The organism is Enterococcus sp. DIV0170, assembly GCF_051710765.1.
GTDB classification, from domain to species: domain Bacteria; phylum Bacillota; class Bacilli; order Lactobacillales; family Enterococcaceae; genus Enterococcus_A; species Enterococcus_A raffinosus.
Window position 1 is genome coordinate 2,459,376 of the sequence record NZ_JBIOLG010000001.1, and the last position, 21,710, is coordinate 2,481,085.

The following is a 21,710-nucleotide window of genomic DNA, read 5'->3' on the forward strand; positions in this document are numbered from 1 at the left end:
TCACAAAAAAACGACCTTTCTCAAATGGAAAGGTCGCGAGCTTTTAATAGATTAATGATAGGAAATCTTCTTTAGTAATATTGCCAAAATAATGCGTCAAATCGATTTGATCGATGCTTTCTTCTAGCGCTGTTTTCTCATAGCGTGTACCGATCAATTGATTTTCTACGTCCTTGATCTCACCTAATCCGAAGAAGTCTCCGAAGACTTTCGCTTTTTCGATCACGCCATTCGCTACATCTAGGCGTACTTCGATTGAACCGATTGGGAAACGTTTTTGCCGCTCTAAGTTAAACTCTGGTGAACGGCCATAGTTCCAATCCCAATTCTTGTAATACTCATCAGAAATCTGATTGATGGCTTTCCAGTCTTCCTCATTCAACTCATGAGTCTTTACTTGATCGACACTCTCTACGCCAAAAATTTGCAACAGGATCGCTTGACGAAATTCTTCTGTTGTCATGTCTTGTTTATCCGCTGGCAAATAATCCTTAATATTTGTTACTCGAGAACGAATCGACTTAATTCCCTTTGATTCGATTTTGTCTTTTTTGACCTTCAAGGCATTGACCACTTCGTCAATGTCGCTATCAAACATCAAGGTTCCATGAGCAAACATCCGGCCAGTGGTTGAATACATCGCATTACCGGAGAATTTTTTATCGTCAATTACTAAATCATTCCGACCTTTTAACTGAGCCCCTTCGATGCCCAGCTTATGAAGGGCTTCAACGATTGGTTCCGTTAATTTTTTGAAATCTCTAAAGGAGTTGCCATCATCTGGCATAATGAAGCTGAAATTCAAATTCCCAAGGTCGTGATAAACAGCCCCTCCACCACTTAACCGGCGAACAACATGAATCCCTTTTTCGTCCACGTATTCTTTGTTGATCTCTTCAATCGTATTTTGATTACGACCGATAATAATGGACGGCTCATTAATATAAAAAAGCAGGATCGGTTCGTCTAATGGCATGTTCTGTAATAGATACGTCTCGATGGCAAGGTTTATTCGTGGATCACGTTCTTTGTCATTTGGTACATATAGCATGTTTCCAACTCCTAGCTCCTGTTAAGGATAAATTATTTTTAAATCTCAAAAACTTTGTGAGGCTGTGCCAATTCAACTGGAATGCCATTACTTGTAGCAGCCGCCTGCTGACGTAGTTCTTCTAAATCGCCCTGTTGAGGCAAATGAGTCAACACTAGCTTTTTGACTGCTGCATTCTTGGCAAAGTTGCCCGCTTCACCAGCTGTAAAATGTGCTTTATGGCGCTCGTTCCCATCAAATAAGTACGTATCCGCTAAAAACAGATCGGCCTCTTTGGCAAACTCATTGAAGGACTCTAGATAACCAGAATCACCCGTGAAGACAAAGACAGCACCGGTCTTTTCTTCGACAAAGCGCATTGCAAAGCAAGGGACCGGATGAATCGTCTTCATAAACGTAACAAGAAACGGTCCAAGTTTCAATTCTTCTGCTTCAAAATAAGCGCGGCCTTCAGTAACGCCTTCCATCGTCAAATCGTTGAAATGAAATTCGTCTTCTGTGTGCCCATAGATCGGCAAAATAGGCTTCGGTGTTTGCGTTGGATAGAGCTGCCAATAATATTGCAATACCCCTAGATCCGCAATATGATCATGATGATAGTGAGTTAAGATCACTGCATCCAAATCCAAGGGATCCAGCTCCTTTTCCAACTCAACAAGCGTTGAACTACCAGCATCTAACAATAAATTAAAGCCATCCGCTTGCAGCAAATAACTAGTCGTTCCTTGTCCTTCGTAAGGATAGGCACCTAAACAACCAAGGACGGTCAATTTCATGCGAATTCCCCCTGATCAATTTTTTCCTGTAACGCTTGATCATAGAATGCCGCACTTGCCGTGTTTACATAGACAGCCACGAAAAGCAGTCCTACGATCAAAGCCACAAAACCTAAGATATACCATCCAATAAAGGATAATTGCAATAAGATATATTTTCCCCAGCGATCCTTCAGCAATAGCCAAGCACGCTTGATACAATCGCCCACACTTAGATCTGGATAATCAAATTTTACCCACACAGCAAATTTGAAAATGATACTGATGATTGTTGTCACAAGTAAGAAAGCCAGTGTCAAAACAACATACAAACTAAGAATGCCGACATTCAACAAAGTGGAGACATTGTCTACACTGGTCACGCCTCCTGTTGAAATCAGCGAAATGTACACACTGCTGCCCGCCTGCAGTAACAATGGAATAAAGAAAATTGCCGCTAATACATATTGTACGACCTGGGCAATAATATTGATCAGCATCAACGGAACGTAATAGCCCTGTTGAAAGACCACGAAAATTTGCCCTAATTCTGCTCGACCGCCACGCACGACGTACAAGCTGATGTAATAGAGGGCATAGCTGAAAGCAAATAAAACAAAAATGCTCAATAAAAATGAGATCCCTAATTGAAGATTTGTGTTGCTGGTCATCGTGGATACGCTACTGATCGCTCCTGTTAACAATCCAACAATTACGATCAACCCCACGTTGATCCCCCATTGACCATTCAGACGGTCTTTGGCTCTTTGACGATATTCACTTAAACTCATAGATACACTCCTTATTCACGATTCGCGGAAAAATTTTTCCTACGATTTTTTTAATTCTGAGATTTCTTTGGTTAAATGCTGTATTTTACGTTCGACTCGTTTGGCTTCAAGAGCAATTGGAACATTTCCTGGACTGAGCTTCTCAAACAATTTCAACTCTCTTTTTAGATGACTCAGCTCGGTTCGTTTTGTATCGATCTTTGTATTCATGCTGTTAATACCCCTTATTCAAAGAATAGGAACAAACAAAAAATCCAATGCAACCAATTTAGCGACAGCTTTTAATAATTTTTGATTTCGCCAACTGTTTCGTAATCTAAACGTGCAACAACTTCTGTGACTAGTTTTACTGTATTAAAATAATCCTCTTCATGGATGACCGATGTATGTGAATGTAGGTAACGAACCGGTACAGTGATCGCTAACGAAGGCACACCATCACGGGTCAAGTGCATTTGTCCAGCATCCGTTCCACCACCGGCAATGACTGTATATTGGAAAGGAATGTCTAACTCTTCCGCCACATCAATCACAAAATCCAATAATTTTTTATGAGGAACCATAGAGGCATCGTAAATCAGGATCTGCGGTCCCTTGCCTAACACAGAGTCCGCTTCTTTCGGCGTCATTCCTGGTGTATCTCCAGCAGTCCCTGTATCCAACGCAAAAGCGATGTCAGGATTTACGATATGTGAGCTTGTACGAGCCCCCCGCAAACCAACTTCTTCTTGAACGTCGCTGCCGGCGAACAAAACATTATGATGCTCCCGTTTAGATAGATTTTCTAATACCCGTAACGCGACAGCTGTACCAATTCGGTTGTCCCATGCTTTTGCGAGTAAAAATTTAGACTCATTCATTCGTTGGTAGTGAATATACGGGGTTACCATATCTCCAGGACGAATGCCCCATTCTTTTGCTTCCTCCGCACTAGAGGCCCCAATATCAATAAACATATCCTTAATTTCAAACGGTCTTTTGCGTGCTTCCGGTGTCAACACGTGAGGTGGCTTAGAACCGATCACCCCATGGATAATCTTTCCTTTACGAGTTTTGATTTCCACTTGTTGCGCCAGCATGACTTGATTCCACCAGCCGCCGATCGTTTGAAATTCTAAAAATCCCTTTTCCGTAATCTTTGTTACCATAAAGCCGACTTCATCCAAGTGACCAGAGATAAATACTTTGGGACCTCCGCCACCTCCGTGTTTTGCGATCACACTGCCTAAACCGTCAAAGAAAATATCATCGGCAAAATCCTGTGCATAGCTTTTGAAAACTTCTCTGACCTCGTCTTCATTTCCCGCGATTCCTCGGGCTGATGTCAGATCGATCAATAATTGTTCTTCCTTTTTCTCCACTCTTACTCCTCCTGCTTTACCTCAAAAATAAAATACTACTTACTAGGATACTCTTCTAAAAAATGAAGAACGACCCTTTTTACCTATAAATCAGTATACCATTGTCAAAAAAATCTGCGTAGTATGTTGTATAATCACTAGGAGGTGATCGAATGGCACGCGTATTAGCGATTGAATTAACCATGATGGTAATGATCGAAAACGACCAAGACGAGGTACTGGTCCAAGACCGGAAGAAAAAGGATTGGCCCGGCTGGACCTTTCCTGGCGGACATGTAGAAAAAGATGAGGGCAGCTATGAGGCAGCTGTTAGAGAAATCGAAGAAGAAACTGGGTTAGTAGTACAGCCACTTTTGCGCGGAACAGCAGAGTGGAATCATTTAGCGAAAGAAACACGTGAGCTGGCCTTTCTTTACACTGCTAAAGTAAAGAAACAAGTAGTGCCTGATGATCTTTTTTGGGTAAAAAAGACAGCATTGACTACACAACCGCTAGCAGGAACTTTAAATGATCTATTGCCAATCTTTTTTGGTGAAGAACAGCAAATTTACTTTGAAGATTAAAAAAATCAGCGTGCCAGGAATGATATGCTACCCCTAACTAGGACAAAGAAATAATTAAGTCCTAGTTAGGGGTATTTATTATGGGAAAAAGACAGATGAAACTTACTGTGGAAAAACGAGTACAGTTTGTTAAGCAGTATTTGAATGGAGAACGAGGATCAGCTCGAACCGCTAAAGAAGCTGGAATTAGTTCCACTACGTTGAAACGATGGTGCGCAATTTATGAAAACGAAGGTCCTGCTGGGTTGATTGCCACAAGAAAGAATAAGGGATATTCAAAGGAACTAAAACTTGAAGCCGTTCTTGATTATCTGAATGGCTCAGACAGCCTATTGAGAGTAGCTAAAAGATACGAATTAAGAAGTACAACTCAACTTCGAGACTGGATTAAGAGATATAATACTCATGGAGACTTCAAATCAGAAAGTGGTGGAAGCAACGTGAGACAAACAAAAAAATTCAGTTTGGAAGAACGTGTAGAAATGGTCCTGTATTGTATCGCAAATGACTATGATTACAGCGGGACCGCAGTCAAATACCAAGTGAAATATGCCAATCTCTACAATTGGGTAAAGCGTTACGAAAAAAAAGGCAAGGCCGGTTTAGAAGATCGTCGTGGACAACGAAAAGCCAAACAAGAAAGTCGCACCCCAGAGGAAGACGCGCAAATCAGAATCGCTCAACTCGAAGAACAAGTAAAATACCAACAGATGGAGATCGACCTGTTAAAAAAAGTAAAGGAATTAGAAAGAAGGGATCGCTAGGACAAGTCAGAAAAGTAGTTGCTTACGAAGCAATCAAAGAACTTCACGAAGAAAAAGCCTATGCCATCTTACCCATGTGTAAAATCATGAGTGTCACTCGTTCGGCTTATTTGCGGTGGATCGAACATCCCTATAGTGAACGGACGCTAGAAAACATGGAATTGGCGAAAGTTATACGGATCATTCATAATGAACATCCTGAAAAAGGGTATCGCGGGATTAATAATGACTTGCTTCGAGAACACGATATTCATGTCAATGACAAACGCGTGTTGCGTATCTGCCGACATGAAGGGATTCAGTCGACCATCAAACACTCTGCCAACAGTATTACAAAAGGAGCGAATCATCCCTACCACACCGCCGAAAACATTTTAGATCGTAAGTTTACTGCCGAAGCGCCGAATCAAAAATGGCTAACGGATGTAACGGAATTCAAATATTATGAGGGACCAGAAATCCACAAGGTTTATTTAAGCGCGATTTTAGACCTCTATGATCGTCGGATTGTTTCTTACGTCATTAGTGATACCAATGACCTGAATATTGCCTTTGATACCTTCGATCAAGCAATCGAAACAGAACCTGATGCTCACCCGCTCTTTCATAGCGATCGTGGATTCCAATATACGCATCAGAATTTTTATAACAGAATCATTGAAGCTCAAATGACGCAAAGCATGTCTCGTGTTGGAAAATGTATCGATAATGGTCCGATGGAAGGGTTTTGGGGAATGATCAAACGAGAAAAATATTACGGCAAGAAATTTACGAGTCGTACAGAGCTAGTCACGATGATTGCGAATTATATGGACTATTACAACAATGGGCGCTATCAACGGAAATTGCATGTGTTGACACCGATGGAGTATCACAATCTGTATTACGAAGCAGCCTAATCATTCGTGCGTTTCAAACATAAAACGCCCTTTGTTTTGTGTTTGAAACGCATGACCAACCAAGCGGCAGCGCGGTAGTTGTTTCTTAAAAAAGTTAAAAACTACTCTTCAAGAAGCGAAGAGTAGTTCTAAAAATTATTCATTATTTCATTGTCCTATTGACGGGTAGCCCACCAGAAGGACACGCTGATTTTTTAATTAGGCTTGAACTTTTTTCAATGACCAAGTGCCCTTTTCCCGCATCGTGATCAGATGAATCACCCAAAATACAGCGGCAAAGGCTAATAGAACCCCTGATTGGAATAAAAACTTATCTAAAAAGGCCTGATCAAAGCTGACTGTTTTTCCGATCAATTCATTGTTTTGTGCGAACCAGTAGGTTGGAGTAAAAGCAGCGATCTTATTCACCGCATCGGGTAAAAATTCACTTGGAACAAATACCCCGCCGACAAAACAGCTTCCCATTATAAAGATATTATTAATCCCGCTGATCGCATCTTCCTTCTGTAAAATACTGGTGATTAAAATAGAGAAACTAACAATCGCGACAAAGAATGATACTGTGTTCAACAGGAAATACCCCATCACCTGATCCATGCTATTTCTAGTAACTGCTAATACGAAGGCCACAAATAGAAGCCAGCAGCAGACTGAATAGGCCAAGTTGCCTATTGATATTTTGCGAGACAGTTTCCGACGGGAAATGGGTGAACAGCTGTTTCGGCGACTGATTTCCTCCCGATTAAAGGCCAAATTCACTACCGCGTAACCGCTGAAGATTGTCATGAACATTCCATAAGCCAAGAGATTATAAATCTGACCCGTGACATTTTGTTTCTTCTTTTTATGGTAGCTTGAATCGAAATGTACTTTTCCATCTTTGCTCAAGGTTGTTTTTGTTTGCTTTAATAACTCCTTTTGACTTAGCTCTGGCATTTGCTTTTGATACGTCAAAAAGGTATTGAGATAGTTGTTTATCGTTGTGTCCACTAAGGATTGTGAAAAGGTCGCTGGACGGGTCTTGCTTGTCAGCTTCACGTCTTCTCCTTTAGACAATTTTTCTGAGAAATTCTTAGGTATCTCAAGAATATACTCTACTTCATCAAAGTAAAGTGCATCATCCAAACTCTTTTCAGAAGTATCCTTTAATTGAACAATCGTGTGTTGTTTTCCTAAATAATCTATAAAGCCTTTTTCAATAGCGGAATCATCTTTTGAGAGAACGGCAATTTTCGCACCCGTCAATTCTTCTGCGTCTTTAGTTAATTGACCGGCATAAAACATTGTGATAACTACCATAATGATTATCCCTAATGACAGACTCCCCTTATTCTTCTTCAGAATTTGCAGGATCGCTCTATAAGTGGTCATATTGCACCTTCCTCTCAAAAGAATAATTTAATAGGATAAATAAAATACCAAACCCAGCTAGCCACAATAAATTCGTATAAAAGGGATCGAGAAATTGATAATAAAACAGCTGATACAAGCTTTCACTAATTAGATTTACGATATTGATTCGTCCTAGCAATGGAACATGAACATCAATCCAATATTTGATCGATTGTGATCCCATCATTCCTGCTAAAAAGCTCATAATCATGGATATGGAGATCCCAATCGAAATCTTTTGTTGAAAGGCCAGCTTGGATAATGCATTCCCAATCAACGTCCCAAAAGAAATCGCCGTAAATGCACCAAGGGCGCAAACGAGTAGGATGTAGTTCCAATGATCCCCAAACTCGACTTGATAAACAAAACGATAAAACATCAAGATCAAGGTCGTCTGAACGAAGAAGAGGACAAAACTTGCCAGCATATTGGCAAAGGACACCAGCAATTTATTCCGCGGAATCAAGCATAGACGCATCCCCTCTGGCGACTGATTGGCTTGTTGATCGTTCGCGTTGCGCAGTCCCCACATAAATCCGTACATGACGGTCATCCCGACTAACGTAAAGAAATAAAAAGATTTCAAGTTGAAGTTTCCAGTACCATTGCCATCTTTTACATAGCTCTTTTGTTCAAGTACCTGATTGAGCATTTGTGGCTGTACCATCCCAGTTGCCATCAACGTTTCAATTTTATCTGTATTTTGTAGATATTGATTCAAAAGTTCCTTTAAAACAGTTTGCTGCGTGCCGCTTTTACTAACAAATAGCTCGATAGTCTCTGCATCAATTTCAAAATAGCCGGCAATCTCATCATCCGACAATTGTGCCTGTGCTTCCTTTTTTGACAGTTCTTTACTTTTAAAAACCACTTCATCATCATCGTCTTTTATTTCCTTTAAAACCGATTTAAACTGTTCTGCTTTCGTTTCATCTGTAGAGACGATCCCAACCTTCGATGTTTCTAATGCCATTATGTCGTCCAAATTGCCAAAGGCTAGATTGAACAATAAGCCTAAAACGACCGGAAAGGCAAAGGTCCAAAAAAGCAGACTACGATTTCTTAATAAGACGCGCAAGCGATAAATAAATAAACGAACAAACATAATCTCCCCCCTAATCCCTTAATTCTTTTCCGGTGATTTCCAAGAAAACATCGTTTAGTGTTGCCTCTTGCGTGTGGATATTGGCGTACATAATTTTTTCTGTTTCAAAATAATTCAAAATTGGCAGCAGTGCCTTTTTCAAATCCTTAGTGGTTATTTTTAGATAGCTCTCATCGTAAGTTACTTCCAAAATAGATGGGAATCCCTCAACCGTTGCCACTTGTTCTTCTGTCAATCCCGGAACCTCGATAATTAACTTTTCATTTTCGCGAACCATATTTTTCAGTTGTTCTTTACTGCCCTCAGCGATTACTTGTCCTTGATCAATAATCACGATATGGTTACATAAGATCTCGACTTCTTCCATATAATGAGTTGTATAAACGATTGTCGCTCCTTGACGGTTCAGCTCTTTAATACTATCCAAAATCTTGTTACGACTTTGTGGATCGACAGCGACAGTTGGTTCATCTAAAAAGATCAGCTCTGGTTTATGCACGATCCCACAGGCAATATTCAATCGACGCTTCAAACCTCCGCTTAGCTGTCTAGGATAAAATTTACGAAATTCTTCTAAACCAACAAGTTGAATGACCTCTTCTACGTATTGCTCTCGTTTGCTTTTTTCTTGCACGTACAATCCGCAAAAATAGTTGATATTGTCCGTAACACTCAGTTCTTCAAAAAGAGCAATCTCTTGAGGCACAACCCCGATTTTTTGTTTGATTCCATATTTTTCTGGTCCCATCTCTTCACCGAAAATTTTGATTGAGCCTCGATCATAAGTCAGCAACGAGAGAACACAATTAATAGTGGTGGATTTCCCACTTCCATTTGGTCCTAATAGACCTAAAATTTCACCCTTTTTCACGGATAGGTTTAAATGGTTCAAAGCGGTGAAATCACCGTAGCGCTTTACTAAGTTTTCGATTTCAATTAACATTTGAAAAACTCCTTTTCCTTTTCATCTTACATTTACTATAATAAAATTAGAAAATTTATTACAGTGAGTTTCGGCCAATCATAGAATGACAAATGTCATTTTGTGAAGAAGTTTACGTGAGTCATATTTTAGCTAGAAGTTAGGAGAGACAATGAAGCATTTAAATAAATATTGGGCGGATTTTTTCTTCTTTGAAATTATCGGTATCGTCCTCTTGTTTCAGCAGGAGTTCAAACCACAAATGGTCGTCTACCTATTGGCCAGTATTCTCTTAGCCGCACCCGCCCTATTGCTGAAAAAATCATTAGGCCAAGCAATGGGGGTCTTTCCACTATTAATTTTAAGTTTTTTTTGGCCTATGCTGCTCATTTTTTTGCCAGCTAATTTGCGAATCTCCTGGCGAGAAGAAGTCATTTGGAGTTGGGGATTGATTGTATTGGTCATTCCTTTATTCCAAGATGGCTATTCTTCTTCTGAGCACCTACTGATTTTTTGTTTAAGCTGCTTTGCGATACTCTTAGCTTGGCGTGGAAAAAAACAGATGGAACTAGAAGAAGCTTTTTTGCAGTTAAAGGATGATAGTTGGGAAAAACAAGAACTTCTAAAACAAAAAAATCAAGAATTGATACAATCACAAGAGACCTTCATCGATCTGGAAATCTCAGAGGAGCGAAATCGAATCGCTCGTGACATCCATGATAACGTCGGGCATTTGCTCTCTAGCGCCATTATTCAATTAGGAGCAATCGAAGCTATCAATCAATCAGATTCTCTGAAAGAACCGTTAACTCAATTGAAAGTGACTATTCATACTGGGATGGATAATATTCGCGAAAGTGTTCATGATTTGCATGAAACCTCGCTTTCCTTCAGAAAGGGATTGGACTTTCTTATTGCGGATTTTCAATTCTGTGAAGTGATTCTTCGTGGCAATATCCCAGAAAATTTGACCCAAGAGCAGGATCGTACCTTATTAATGGTAATGAAAGAAGCATTAGCCAATGTTATGAAGCACAGTAACGCGACCAATGTCACTCTTTCATTCAACGAGCTGCCGGCATTTTATCGATTACAGATTCTTGATAATGGAACATTGGCTAAAAAAAGCGGCAGCGGGATTGGATTGAAAAGTATGCAGCAACGTTTAGAAAAAATCGGCGGTCAGATGCATCTCTCACAAACACCCAATCATTTTATGATTCATGTCATCCTACCGAAAAATACTCGCTCGGCACTCCGAGAAATCAATTGATGTAAGTTAGCCTTTACTTATTAGAATAAAAAATGAAGATTAAGGAGAAGTTGTATGATTCGTGTTGTCGTTGTTGATGATGATCCACTAGTTACAGAATCATTGAGAACTATTTTAGACCTGTCGCAAGAAATACACGTTCTAAATACGGGTAATTCTGCCGCTGAAGCGGTGAACTTATATTTGCAGGAACATCCTGATGTTCTATTAACGGATATTCGTATGGGAGAGAGTACAGGAATAGAGGCTGCAAAAGAAATTTTCAAGCAAGCTCCTGACGCTGTTATATTGTTACTAACAACTTTTTCCGATGATGAATACATCCGCGAAGCCCTACAGATTGGTGTAAAGGGCTACCTGATCAAGCAGGACCTAGCTAGTATCGTACCCGCAATCAAAGCAGTCTATAATGGACAAACGGTTTTTGGAACAGAAATTGCCGGAAAATTAGCCTCCATCTTAACCAGTCAAGCACCACAAACTCAACCTACTATTGAGTTATCTGAACGAGAAGAAAGTATTTTGATTGCCGTTGCCAATGGCAAAAACAATAAGGAAATTGCCAAAGAACTATTTTTAAGTGAAGGAACGGTCCGAAATAATATCAGCCAGCTATTAGAAAAATTAGAAGTTCGTGACCGTACCCAATTAGCAATTTTCTATTACAAAAATTATCAGCAGAAATAGCCTAAGGAGATATTTTCCTTAGGCGCTTTTTATTATCAAAACGTTGCCACAGCAAAGCAAACCAAGGGAAGAATCCTCAATTGGCTGATGCTGTGTTTTGACTACCTCTTTTTCTTCTTGCTGCCATTCTTCCTTTTATTTCCACTGTTTATCGGTGACTTATTCTGTCTTTTTTCAATCAGCGATTGAACATAGGCTTCTTTCGGACTGAGGCGCTTATGTTTCTTTGGCTTTTGTGCAACAGTTGTCGCTGATTTCGTGGTTGCGACAGCAGTTGAATCCCCCGCAAAAGAATCACTTTCTAACTTTATAGGTGGATCATTAATTTCTATCAGAGGATCAACAGTTGGATCTTCCAATAAGCTTCGTTCATTATCCTGCTCTGTAAATACTACTCGAGCATCCGCTAAACGAACCACTTCTGGATGAACAACTTGAACTAAAGCCAATCTTTCTTCTTCACTTAAAGTGGTGGGATTAATCCCTGTGGGCACAACGATTTCGATAGTTTCTGTCGCTTCTTCGGAAGGTTGATCCTCCTCAATTTGCAGCTCTTCCATTACTTTTTCTAATGTATCCTTTGTCCCTGGGCGTTCAAAATCAACGAGCTTGACGAAACGGCGCACCCCGTCCTTTGTTTTAAAAATACTTAACGTAGTTAGGATTTCTAAACTTTTAGCTAGCTTGGCCATACTGACCCTCTCATCCGAGTCACGGATCGTCAAAGTATGCTTCTTCCCGCTGGCATCCTCAAAAAAAGAAACTAAGCGAATTTCTAGATCTGGGTTCTTGCATTCCCCAGTTTTTGGTGTATCTAATACTTTTTTATAAAAACGAGCCTCCTCGGTGAATCGTTGGTATTCTTTTTTGTTACTAAATAGTCGACCGATCACGGTTGTCCATTCTCCCTCTGCGGAAAAATAGTCTTTGAAATATACACAATATTTACGTAAAGCGTCATTCGGTTTAGCTGTTATAAATAATTCTCGAACTAAGTCATAGCACAAGAAGGAAAAGTCGCTACATACAATCGCATTCCGCAACATAACAACTACTAGATACTCGATGACTGAGGCTGTATCCTGTGTGTTTTTGAAATAGGTAAGAATTTTAGCTTCTAATCGTTCCCGTTTCATACTGAATAGTGCTCTCTGAGTTAGTGGCTGTGTCTTTTGGTTGGCTTTCATGATAGGCTCTCTCCTTTTTTGTATCCGTTTTCTTTTCTTAGGAATTATCATAACGTATTTTCTATAAAAAAATTTTCTTATTTTTTTTGCTAAATCGCGCAAAAAAAACATAACCCAAATAATATGGTATTTTTAAAGAATACGGGTATTTTAAAATAACAAAAATAAATTTATACATTCCACTTTCTCGTTTATATATTGTCGTTTATCAATAAAAAAAGAACAGCATTCGACTGTTATTAGTCGTATCGCTGTTCTAGTTTCTGTTTGTGAACCGTCATTATTTCCTGTAAAGAAATTTCATATTTATCGGCGATAATGAAGAGATTGTCTAAAACATCCCCTAATTCTTCGGTTAAATTTTCGAGTGATTTTGAACGATTAGACAGCATCTCATCTGGTCGATCACGCCCAATCTCAATGGTTCGAATCGCTCGACAAACCTCACCTACTTCCTCTGTTAAAAAGTTTGATCGGATAAACGGATCGTATTGATACCAGTCTCTTTTCTTATAAAAATCGCCGATCCATTCTTGATATTCTTGAATATCCAAAAAATCTCCCCCTTCTATTTCTTCGAACGCAAGTTCCCTTTATATGATATACTACTATCCATTGAAATGAAAGTGAGGGTTTATTTTGAAAATTATTGTATATTGTGGTGCTAGTAGTGGCAATGATCCTATTTATCTACAAACGACGGAAAAATTTGGCAAATGGATCGCCGAAAATGATCATACTTTGATTTATGGCGGCGGAAAAGTTGGTTTGATGGGAACAATCGCTGATACTGTCTTGAAGAATCATGGAAAAGTAATTGGAGTTATTCCGTCCTTTTTGATTGAAAGAGAGTTAGCGCATCCTCAATTGACAGAGATGCTTATTGTACAATCGATGGCGGAAAGAAAACAAAAAATGCTTGAGCTAGGAGATGCTTGTATTGCTTTACCAGGTGGTCCTGGAACATTAGAAGAAATCACTGAAATGATTTCTTGGGCAAGAGTTGGGCAAAATGAGAATCCTTGTGTATTGTTTAATGAAAAAGGTTTTTATGACCCATTGAAAAATCTCTATGATAGTATGGTTGAAAATCAATTTCTTACTCCAGAGGATCGTAGTAAAACTTTATTTTCTAATTCGCTGAGTGAAATCGATCATTTCATTCATAATTATACCCCTCCATTGGTTCGCAACTATTAATCAAAAAGACAGCAGTAAGCATAAATAATTATACTTACCGCTGTCTCATTTTTATTTTATTTCTGTTGGATTCATTTCTTGCCATTCTTTGCTTAAAAAGTAAGGATTATTGATTTTATAATTTTCAGCTTGCGATCTATGATCCTTTAAGAATGGCGCAATTTTCTTATCTGCTGCCAACCAGCCGTTCCATCCTAAGTGAATGGTGTCTTGCATGAAGTATGGCGTGTTTTCTTGTTCTGTATAGTCAGCGATATTATTGAAGCCCTGTGACGTCAATTGATACTTAATCTTGTCAGAGAACTGTTGCAGCATTTCTTTTGAAAGCCCCGTAAATTTCGCCCAGCGTCCATTGACGGGTGGAATAATAAAGAGCGCATCCGCATGTTCCTTGGCTAATTGATCCAAAGCTAGTTGGAAGTCAGAGAACTCTGGCGAGAATCGATAATCCCAATTTTTTTGTGAATCTGCTAAACGGTTCATATGTGGCTTGATTCGTTGATGGTAGAAACGTTGCTGAATCCCAAATTCATTTCCTTGAGTCGCCCGTTCACCTAATTGATTAGCCAACGTATCCAGCTCATCTTGATTGTATTTTTTCGGTAATGCCTTAACGTTTTTATCAATCTCAGCCTGTTTGCTTAACATACCAATGGTACTGAACAGTTCATCTTCCCGCTCCAGCATGTTTAATTTTAACTTGCTGACAGCGATATCTGATTTGTCAGGCAGTTGGCCATCCATCACTGCATCTAGCATCCGTTCTAGCCGTTCATCTTTTTTTACTACACCGTAATGCGTTAACCGTTGTGCCAAATATTTATCACTTGCTTGTACTTTTTTCAAGTTCAGCAGCCAATTCAACGTTTGCTCGGGAGAATAATACGCATCAAAGTAATCACGCTTGATCCCATGCTTAACAAACCATTGTGGAGAGATAATGAAGACTACTTTCCGATCCTTCAACTCATTTCCCAACGACTGCATCATCATGAATTGTGTCAATGATTGCGTCCCCGGTGCCCCCATCAAAAATGGCGTATAGCCCCGATCATATTTTTCTGCTAAAACCGACGGATGAAACGGACTGATTCGGCTCAATTCGGAAGAACCAAAAAATGGGACGTATTTATCAGTACTCAGAGCCTCTTTTGTGATACTGTTTCCTCGCAAGACATTTCCCGCCATCGAACTTGAAGCAGCCTTGATCAGCTCCGGATCATTGCTGTTGATTTTAAAGGGGGAAAAAAACAAGAGAATCAATAACATTGCCGCTAAAAGAATCGGCCCAAAGATACCGAAGAGTTTCTTTTTCATTAAGCTTGTAGAACCTTCACTTGTTCAATGATTTTATTGGGTGTGTTCCATTGAGCGCGGTCAAACTCTGAAACTGGAACCTGTACGCCTAATTGTCCTTCAATCTCAACCAATAATTGAACAGTTGCTAAAGAGTCCATTAATCCTTCTTCAAACAAATCCACATCGGGATTGTCTCTTACTTCGTCTGTTCCTGTAATATCTTCTAAAATGCTAAATAATGTGTCTTCCATGTTACTCGCTCCATTTCGTTTTTTTTAAGGAAATATAGTTTTTTCTATCGTTACTGTCCTTTATCATGTGGGCTAGCTCATTATAGTTGTCCGAATTTTTTCTAACGCAAAAATTCGAAACGTTTTCGTACGCATACCATCCGGCTAAACAGTTCATGCGATATCCTGCATTGAAACTATTCCGTCAGTTAGAGCTTTAGTTATCTGCTAAAAGCCGGACTGGCAAAAAATAATTTATCCAAGAAGCCTGAGAAGATTAAAAAGCTCAAGCAGACAGCGTTGAAGGTTAAGAAAATCGCCAACGCATGGGTAAATTTATTGGATGGAATTTGTTTCTTGTGTTTCTTTTTAAAACGCAGCCACGCATCGGTCAAACAGATCAAGGTTGCGTGGTAAATGCCATAGACAATGTAATACCAAGTCAAGCCGTGCCAAACACCCATGATTAGGAACAACGCGAAGTAGCCAACATTAGAAGCTACGATCCGGCTCTTGAAGGTCTTCTTCTTAATCAAGGTGAACATCAACCGCATATAGATATAATCACGGAACCAGAAGGACAAGGTCATGTGCCAACGATTCCAGAATTCCTTGATGTTCCAGGATAGGAATGGTTTATTAAAGTTCGGCGGTGTTTCATACCCCATCAGCTTGCTTGTACCGAGGGCGAACAGACTATAGCCGGCAAAATCAAAGAACAGATACATACTATAGACATACATATACCCGACTAAGCCCCATGAGATGCCGCCGTGATGCATCGCAATTCGATCAACAAGGGGCAGGAGCACTTGACCGAAATAATAACCGATCACGAATTTATATAAGAAACCGACAAAAATATCATGGACCCCCGCGCCTAACAGATCCACATATTTTTCTGGTGCTGGCGGCTCGTTTAAGTCCTTTTCAAATCGACGATAGCGATCAATTGGACCAGATGAGATGGTTGGGAAGAACAGCAAGAACTTGATATAGTTCAACGGACTGTACTCCTTAATCATGCCATCGCGCATTTCCATGATGATCTGAACGGACTTGAATGTCAGATAAGAAATTCCTAAAAAGCCGAAGATCGATGCCTGTCCATCCATAAACGGCGTCACTTTGACCAAAATCAGCGGCAGGATACTTAAAAATACGGCGAAGTAAAAGACCCCCGCTTGATTCTTATTTTTTCGGTAATGGTTGTAGCACCATACTAAAATGCTTTGGAATATCACATAGCCGATCAATGCTAAGCCTTGGCGATAATCTTTTCCGCCGAAGGAAATGTATAGAAAGAACAACGTAATCAGTGATTGGTACCAGCTGATTCGCTTCCCCCGAATCAATAAACTTAGAACCAACGGCAGCAGTGCCATCATTAAAATAATGAAATAAATCGGTGACGCATAAGGCACCATGTGAGGAATCAGCATCAGCTATTCACCTCGTTAATCAGTCGTTTACGGTCAATCTTGCCATTGGGTGTCAATGGCAGCTGATCCACATAGACAAATTTTTGTGGGATCATATAGTCCATGACCCCTTCTGCCAATTCTTCTTTGACTGCTTTCGTTAATTGATACGCTTTTTCAAAATCGTTTTCGTTCGCAACAATATAAGCAACTAATTGTTGAACTTTGTGTTCCTGATATTTTGGCACAACGGTCGCTTGCTTCACATAAGAGACTTTTTCTAAATGGTGATCAATATCCTCCAATTCAATTCGGAAGCCGTGCAATTTTACTTGGAAATCGATACGTCCTTCATATAGAAGCAATCCATCTTTTTCTATACGACCAGCGTCTCCTGTACGGTAGGCGGGCACTCCGTCAATCTCAAAGAAAGCAGCAGCTGTTTTTTCTGGGTTGTTCATGTACCCTTTTGATACACTTGGACCTTTGATAATAATCTCGCCTGCTTCACCCTTTGCGGCTTCCTGATCCCCATCGTAAATCAAGACCTCAGTATCTTCCTTGATATAGCCGATCGGTACACGATCGTATCGCGCTAAAACCTCAGCGGTCACTTCGATTTGAGTCATTGCGACAGTTGCTTCGGTCGGGCCGTATGTGTTAAAGATTTTCGCGTTTGGAAAACGTCGCAGTAATTCCTCCGCTGTTTTACGAGGAAGCTCCTCCCCGCAGAATTGGAATATTTTCAATGAAGGAACGTGCGCTCCATCAAATGTTTTCTCCATCAAACAAATATCCATAAATGAAGGGGTGGATACCCAAACTTCCAGATCTAACTGAGGAAGAAAGCTGAATAATTTTTTGAAATCGTTAATGACAGCTTTTTCCATTGGAACCAACGTCCCTCCACTGCAAAGTGCCGGATAGACACTCATGACAGACAAATCAAATGAATAGGGTGCTTGGGATAAGAAGCGCATGCCGGGTTCAATGCCGAAATCCTTTAGGTCCCAATTCGTAAAGCTCAATAGATTTTTATGACTGATCTGAACGCCTTTTGGTACGCCCGTTGTTCCAGAAGTAAAAATAATGTAGAAGGTATCCTTGTCTTCAACAGGTACCAACTCTTTTTTTTCGCCAGATGTTACAAATAGCTCCTGAAGTTCCTTTGGTGCAACAACTGGAATAGTCGCAGCGATTTCTTCCGGCCAAGGCTGTACACTCAAGATCATTACTGGCTGCGCAACGTCTAAAATCAACTGAATCCGATCCAATGGTGTATTCGATTCAATTGGAATGTACGCATGACCGCTCTTGACAGCGCCTAGAAAGCTAGCGATCATTTCAAATTCTAATTCACCAAATACAACAATCGGCGCTTTGTCCGTTATTTGCTGATTCAAGTGTTGCGCTAAGTTGTCTGACCATTGCTGCAATGTTTGATAGCTGTATTTTTCTGTTTCTGATTGGTAAGCGATTGCCTCTGGCTTCTCACTTGCCCATTTATCAATCGTTGTAATGATATTTTGCATGATATTCCCCCCGTTCAGTTCAAGAACGACTTATTATTAAAACTCGTTATAGATAAAATTACCGCCTTGGATGCTCTTGTAATGGTATAAGTAAACTAAAATCAAAAGGACCGCAAAGTAGAAAATCGTCTTTCCAATAAAACTCAACCAGTAACGAGCAGCGGGGCGTTTAAAAAAATCCTTCATCCAATCGCCCTCTCCTTTTTTCTTTTGAGCTAATTATAGAACCTTGAAAAAAAACTGCCATTTGTTCCTCTTACATATACCGCTTTCAAACGAACAGTTTTGTCACATGCTTAAAAATCCTTCTACGCAAAAAAAAGGATATACCAAAGTAAATTGGTATACCCCGTTGCTTTGCCGTTATAAAAGTTTTTTCTGATAGGCACAAGAAGCCCAATAAAACAGCGCATAGACTGCTAACATCAATCCACAGAATAAGTAAACGAACCAATAATCGGTATCTTTGGCTATGTGGGAAATCACCGAGATCGCCAGCATGCTATGGACGAGGGCCAAAAAGGCTGGAGTGAAAAATACCACACGATTCTCTCGTTTGATTTCCTGATAGATCGTTTTGTCAGGAATACCCATTTGCCGCAATAGCTGATATTTTTTCCGTTTTTGTTTAAATTCTGAAAGTTGTCGTAAAGTTACCATACTTGCCGTTGATATGATGAACGTCGTCGTTACGAATGTTACTACGAATAAAACAAGCCCCATGCTGCTGCGAGTCGCTCGATACACCTCTTGGTAAGAAGTATATTCCGATCGATAAACGGTAGAGCCATCATTTTTCGCCCCTTCGCCTTCAATGATATCTCCCACCAATTGATGATTCCGCCAAGACAACTCATAGTGAATCGGAAAGCCCCAGTCGCCCTTCAGTTCTTTGTGAATCAGTCTTGCCAATTTTTCTTCTTCTTGCTTTTCTACATCAATGGCTTCAATCGTATAGGAAATCCCCGATGTGCTATTAAAGACTTCATCAGAAACAACGATCAACCCCGTTCCGTAACGTAAACTCGCGTCTCCAAAAAAATTAGGATAGGTTCCCTGAACCGTCAATTTACGATCTTTTAAATAAATAAATCTACTGTAATGTGCGTATTCCGTTAAGTATCGCTGATAAGAGCTTAAAACGATGGTTGACGTAGGCGTGTTTAAATGAATATTAGGTAAGGTATGATTTATTTTTTGAAACGCTCGATAATCCGAAAGAGAGATCATATCCATTACTTCAGGCTGCGAATTTGTCCCTTCCCCGGAAATCTCAACGCTTTGTTTCGCCGGAACAGCATTAAACGTTAAGGACTGTTTCTGATAATCTTCAAACCTCTGGAGTTTAGGTGCAATTTTCTTATAGCTTTCTTCCGTGATCATTAAAGAGGTAGGAGCGATCTCGTTTACAGAACGCATTTCTAACGAAACAATTGCCGCCATCCCACCCAGAATCGCTAGCGCCAATCCTAAAGCAACCGTAATCGAGCCTAAAAAGCGCCAATCACTAAACAAGCGCAATTGCCATTCACTGCGGGACAGCATTCCCAAATTCTTGAATAAGCGTTTTGGCCGATAAGAATTGTACCATCTCATAGTAAAGCCGAAGAACAAGTAGCTGCCGATGACACATAGTAAAAAAATAGTCCCCATTAATAGGATGTTGCCTCGAATCAAACCGAGATGGTCACTCGCTTTGCGCGCAAAGATGATATAGCTCAGAGCCATTCCCCAGCCGCCTAGTAAACACAATGCCCCTGTCACACCTAGGAGCTTTTGCCATAAGGGCACCTTCATCGCCTGTATCTTCCGCAAATCAAGCCTCTTTAAGTGAGTGAATTTGTAACCCGAGACTAGCCATAAAATTTGAAAAGAAACAACGGCTAAAATAAATAGTACAACTAACCCTGTCATCATAATCGCATCGGTAGAAAAAAAGAAATGCACTTGCAGCGGCAGATCCATCGCCTTTACTAGAATCATACTGAAAAGCTTCGATAGTAACACCCCAAAACTGATTCCAACGACAAAAGAAAAGATACCAATAAAAAAGATCTCTAAAATAAACCAGAGACAAATCTGATAATAGCTCAACCCATATAAATGGAAGATACTGATATCTTTGCGGCGGTTTTCAATAAAAAAGCGATTGGTACTCGCCATAAAAAAGAGCAGAATCAAGACGACGGCAAAACTCCCGAAGCCCAACATTCCAACAAGCTCAGTATTTTTCCCGGCACTGCGGATTAACGGCTGCTCATAAGTCATCGCTGTAAAGGAATAAAACACCATGACCGCAAAGATCAAGCTAAAGAAAAAGACTAGGTAGTTTGATAGCTGTTTTTTAAAGCCGCGCCAAATAATTCTAATCAGCATTGGCCTTGCCACCCCCGCCGATCGTTGCCTGCATATCTATCACTTTCTCAAAAAAATCTTTTCGTGACGAACGGCGAACAATCTCAGCAAAAAAACGGCCATCCTTGATAAACAGCACACGATTGCAATAGCTCGCGGTGTAAGGATCATGTGTAACCATTAAGATCGTTGTTTCTTCATGAAGGTTCACATCGTCCAAATAGTTTAAAAATTCCGTCGCAGACTTCGAATCCAACGATCCGGTCGGCTCATCGGCAAACAAAACTAACGGTTTGCTGATTAATGCTCGAGCTGCGGCAGTTCGCTGCTGCTGCCCCACTGAAATTTCTTCTGGATAGCGCGCTAATATATGTTCGATCCTTAATATTCCAGCTAATCGAAGCACTCGTTCTTCGATTTCATTGTTCGAAAGTTTGCTGACTGTCAACGGTAAGATGATATTGTCCTTCACCGTCAAGCTGTCAATCAAATTAAAGTCTTGAAAAATGAACCCAAGCTTCTCCCGTCGAAAATCCGTCAATCGATTTTCCCGCATTTGAGTGATGTCTGCGCCAGCGATCTTAACGGATCCCATCGTCGGCAGTAAAATCGTCGAAAGGATATTCATCAGGGTGGTCTTGCCTGCACCGCTTGGCCCCATGATCCCGACAAACTCCCCCTTTTCCACCGTAAAATTCAAATCATTTAGGACAGTCACTTTATTATTTCGTGTGCCGTAGCTTTTGCTAAGGTGCTGCACGTTGATTATTTTTTCCATTCAATCCCTCCTATCTCGGGTTAGAAAAATAATTGATGCCCGTTCTGCTTGCCAGACTGCTAAAAACTGGCAAATGCTCTCGCTGAAATCTATTTGTAACATCAAATTTTTTTCTTTTATGGTATCATATTTGAGGTGAATTCCT

At 40.2% G+C, this 21,710-nt stretch carries 23 protein-coding genes; 6 read left to right on the forward strand and 17 right to left on the reverse strand.

Going from position 1 to position 21,710, the window contains the following annotated elements; all coding sequences use genetic code 11:
• Positions 1-43: 43 nt before the first annotated feature.
• The 5 genes from IGI50_RS11860 to IGI50_RS11880 form a co-directional block, all read right to left on the reverse strand.
• On the reverse strand, positions 44-1,051 hold the full coding sequence (locus IGI50_RS11860) for a lipoate--protein ligase (protein ID WP_438777053.1): 1,008 nt from the start codon (positions 1,049-1,051) through the stop codon (positions 44-46).
• Between the two features lie 38 nt (positions 1,052-1,089).
• Positions 1,090-1,827: an MBL fold metallo-hydrolase gene (locus IGI50_RS11865; protein ID WP_438777054.1), complete on the reverse strand. Its 738-nt coding sequence runs from the start codon at positions 1,825-1,827 to the stop codon at positions 1,090-1,092.
• Positions 1,824-2,597 (reverse strand): DUF975 family protein, encoded by a 774-nt coding sequence (locus IGI50_RS11870; RefSeq protein ID WP_438777055.1) that lies wholly within the window; start codon positions 2,595-2,597, stop codon positions 1,824-1,826. The genes IGI50_RS11865 and IGI50_RS11870 overlap by 4 nt, the downstream gene beginning before the upstream one ends.
• Before the next feature lie 39 nt (positions 2,598-2,636).
• On the reverse strand, positions 2,637-2,807 hold the full coding sequence (locus IGI50_RS11875) for a hypothetical protein (RefSeq protein WP_010745673.1): 171 nt from the start codon (positions 2,805-2,807) through the stop codon (positions 2,637-2,639).
• A 71-nt stretch (positions 2,808-2,878) separates the two neighbouring features.
• Positions 2,879-3,958: a M42 family metallopeptidase gene (locus IGI50_RS11880; protein ID WP_222225756.1), complete on the reverse strand. Its 1,080-nt coding sequence runs from the start codon at positions 3,956-3,958 to the stop codon at positions 2,879-2,881.
• Between the two features lie 152 nt (positions 3,959-4,110).
• Here IGI50_RS11880 and IGI50_RS11885 point away from each other — a divergent pair, with 152 nt between their 5' ends.
• The 3 genes from IGI50_RS11885 (at position 4,111) to IGI50_RS11895 (ending at position 6,184) form a co-directional block, all read left to right on the forward strand.
• Positions 4,111-4,521 (forward strand): NUDIX domain-containing protein, encoded by a 411-nt coding sequence (locus IGI50_RS11885; RefSeq protein WP_438777056.1) that lies wholly within the window; start codon positions 4,111-4,113, stop codon positions 4,519-4,521.
• Positions 4,522-4,601: 80 nt separating this feature from the next.
• The gene (locus IGI50_RS11890; RefSeq protein ID WP_010745472.1) at positions 4,602-5,285 is read left to right on the forward strand and encodes a helix-turn-helix domain-containing protein; all 684 of its coding nucleotides are present in this window, start codon (positions 4,602-4,604) and stop codon (positions 5,283-5,285) included.
• Complete coding sequence (locus IGI50_RS11895) at positions 5,264-6,184, forward strand: IS3 family transposase (protein WP_438777579.1); 921 nt, start codon at positions 5,264-5,266, stop codon at positions 6,182-6,184. The genes IGI50_RS11890 and IGI50_RS11895 overlap by 22 nt, the downstream gene beginning before the upstream one ends.
• 198 nt (positions 6,185-6,382) lie before the next feature.
• Here the strand turns inward: IGI50_RS11895 and IGI50_RS11900 are convergent, their stop codons facing one another.
• Genes IGI50_RS11900 through IGI50_RS11910 form a run of 3 tightly spaced genes read right to left on the reverse strand, consistent with a single transcriptional unit; the run spans position 6,383 to position 9,624 of the window.
• Positions 6,383-7,555, reverse strand: coding sequence for an ABC transporter permease (locus IGI50_RS11900; protein WP_438777057.1), 1,173 nt, complete (start codon positions 7,553-7,555; stop codon positions 6,383-6,385).
• Positions 7,542-8,681 carry an ABC transporter permease gene (locus tag IGI50_RS11905; protein WP_438777058.1) on the reverse strand — a complete coding sequence of 380 codons (1,140 nt, stop codon included), beginning with the start codon at positions 8,679-8,681 and terminating at the stop codon, positions 7,542-7,544. The genes IGI50_RS11900 and IGI50_RS11905 overlap by 14 nt, the downstream gene beginning before the upstream one ends.
• A 10-nt stretch (positions 8,682-8,691) precedes the next feature.
• Positions 8,692-9,624 carry an ABC transporter ATP-binding protein gene (locus tag IGI50_RS11910; protein WP_010745668.1) on the reverse strand — a complete coding sequence of 311 codons (933 nt, stop codon included), beginning with the start codon at positions 9,622-9,624 and terminating at the stop codon, positions 8,692-8,694.
• A 151-nt stretch (positions 9,625-9,775) separates the two neighbouring features.
• Here IGI50_RS11910 and IGI50_RS11915 point away from each other — a divergent pair, with 151 nt between their 5' ends.
• The gene (locus IGI50_RS11915; RefSeq protein WP_438777059.1) at positions 9,776-10,876 is read left to right on the forward strand and encodes a sensor histidine kinase; all 1,101 of its coding nucleotides are present in this window, start codon (positions 9,776-9,778) and stop codon (positions 10,874-10,876) included.
• A gap of 54 nt (positions 10,877-10,930) precedes the next feature.
• Complete coding sequence (locus IGI50_RS11920) at positions 10,931-11,563, forward strand: response regulator transcription factor (RefSeq protein WP_010745666.1); 633 nt, start codon at positions 10,931-10,933, stop codon at positions 11,561-11,563.
• Positions 11,564-11,664: 101 nt separating this feature from the next.
• On the opposite strand, the gene IGI50_RS11925 is transcribed toward IGI50_RS11920, so the two are convergent.
• Both IGI50_RS11925 and IGI50_RS11930 read right to left on the reverse strand, forming a co-directional pair.
• On the reverse strand, positions 11,665-12,750 hold the full coding sequence (locus IGI50_RS11925; protein WP_438777060.1) for a hypothetical protein: 1,086 nt from the start codon (positions 12,748-12,750) through the stop codon (positions 11,665-11,667).
• Between the two features lie 239 nt (positions 12,751-12,989).
• Positions 12,990-13,304, reverse strand: coding sequence for a MazG nucleotide pyrophosphohydrolase domain-containing protein (locus IGI50_RS11930; protein ID WP_010745664.1), 315 nt, complete (start codon positions 13,302-13,304; stop codon positions 12,990-12,992).
• An 85-nt stretch (positions 13,305-13,389) separates the two neighbouring features.
• Between IGI50_RS11930 and IGI50_RS11935 the strand changes: the two genes are divergently transcribed.
• The gene (locus tag IGI50_RS11935; protein WP_010745663.1) at positions 13,390-13,950 is read left to right on the forward strand and encodes a TIGR00730 family Rossman fold protein; all 561 of its coding nucleotides are present in this window, start codon (positions 13,390-13,392) and stop codon (positions 13,948-13,950) included.
• A gap of 51 nt (positions 13,951-14,001) precedes the next feature.
• Here the strand turns inward: IGI50_RS11935 and dltD are convergent, their stop codons facing one another.
• The 7 genes from dltD to IGI50_RS11970 form a co-directional block, all read right to left on the reverse strand.
• Positions 14,002-15,267, reverse strand: a complete 1,266-nt coding sequence (gene dltD, locus IGI50_RS11940) for a D-alanyl-lipoteichoic acid biosynthesis protein DltD (protein WP_438777061.1) — start codon at positions 15,265-15,267, stop codon at positions 14,002-14,004.
• The gene (gene dltC, locus IGI50_RS11945; protein ID WP_016250129.1) at positions 15,267-15,500 is read right to left on the reverse strand and encodes a D-alanine--poly(phosphoribitol) ligase subunit DltC; all 234 of its coding nucleotides are present in this window, start codon (positions 15,498-15,500) and stop codon (positions 15,267-15,269) included. Before dltC ends, dltD begins: the two co-directional genes overlap by 1 nt.
• A gap of 200 nt (positions 15,501-15,700) precedes the next feature.
• On the reverse strand, positions 15,701-16,921 hold the full coding sequence (dltB, locus tag IGI50_RS11950) for a D-alanyl-lipoteichoic acid biosynthesis protein DltB (protein ID WP_438777062.1): 1,221 nt from the start codon (positions 16,919-16,921) through the stop codon (positions 15,701-15,703).
• Entirely contained in the window at positions 16,921-18,432 is a 1,512-nt protein-coding gene (gene dltA / locus IGI50_RS11955; RefSeq protein ID WP_438777063.1) for a D-alanine--poly(phosphoribitol) ligase subunit DltA, read from the reverse strand. Before dltA ends, dltB begins: the two co-directional genes overlap by 1 nt.
• Before the next feature lie 36 nt (positions 18,433-18,468).
• Positions 18,469-18,618, reverse strand: a complete 150-nt coding sequence (locus IGI50_RS11960) for a teichoic acid D-Ala incorporation-associated protein DltX (RefSeq protein ID WP_438777064.1) — start codon at positions 18,616-18,618, stop codon at positions 18,469-18,471.
• Positions 18,619-18,795: 177 nt separating this feature from the next.
• Positions 18,796-20,808: an FtsX-like permease family protein gene (locus IGI50_RS11965; protein WP_438777065.1), complete on the reverse strand. Its 2,013-nt coding sequence runs from the start codon at positions 20,806-20,808 to the stop codon at positions 18,796-18,798.
• Positions 20,798-21,565: an ABC transporter ATP-binding protein gene (locus IGI50_RS11970; protein WP_438777066.1), complete on the reverse strand. Its 768-nt coding sequence runs from the start codon at positions 21,563-21,565 to the stop codon at positions 20,798-20,800. The genes IGI50_RS11965 and IGI50_RS11970 overlap by 11 nt, the downstream gene beginning before the upstream one ends.
• Between the last annotated feature and the right edge of the window lie 145 nt (positions 21,566-21,710).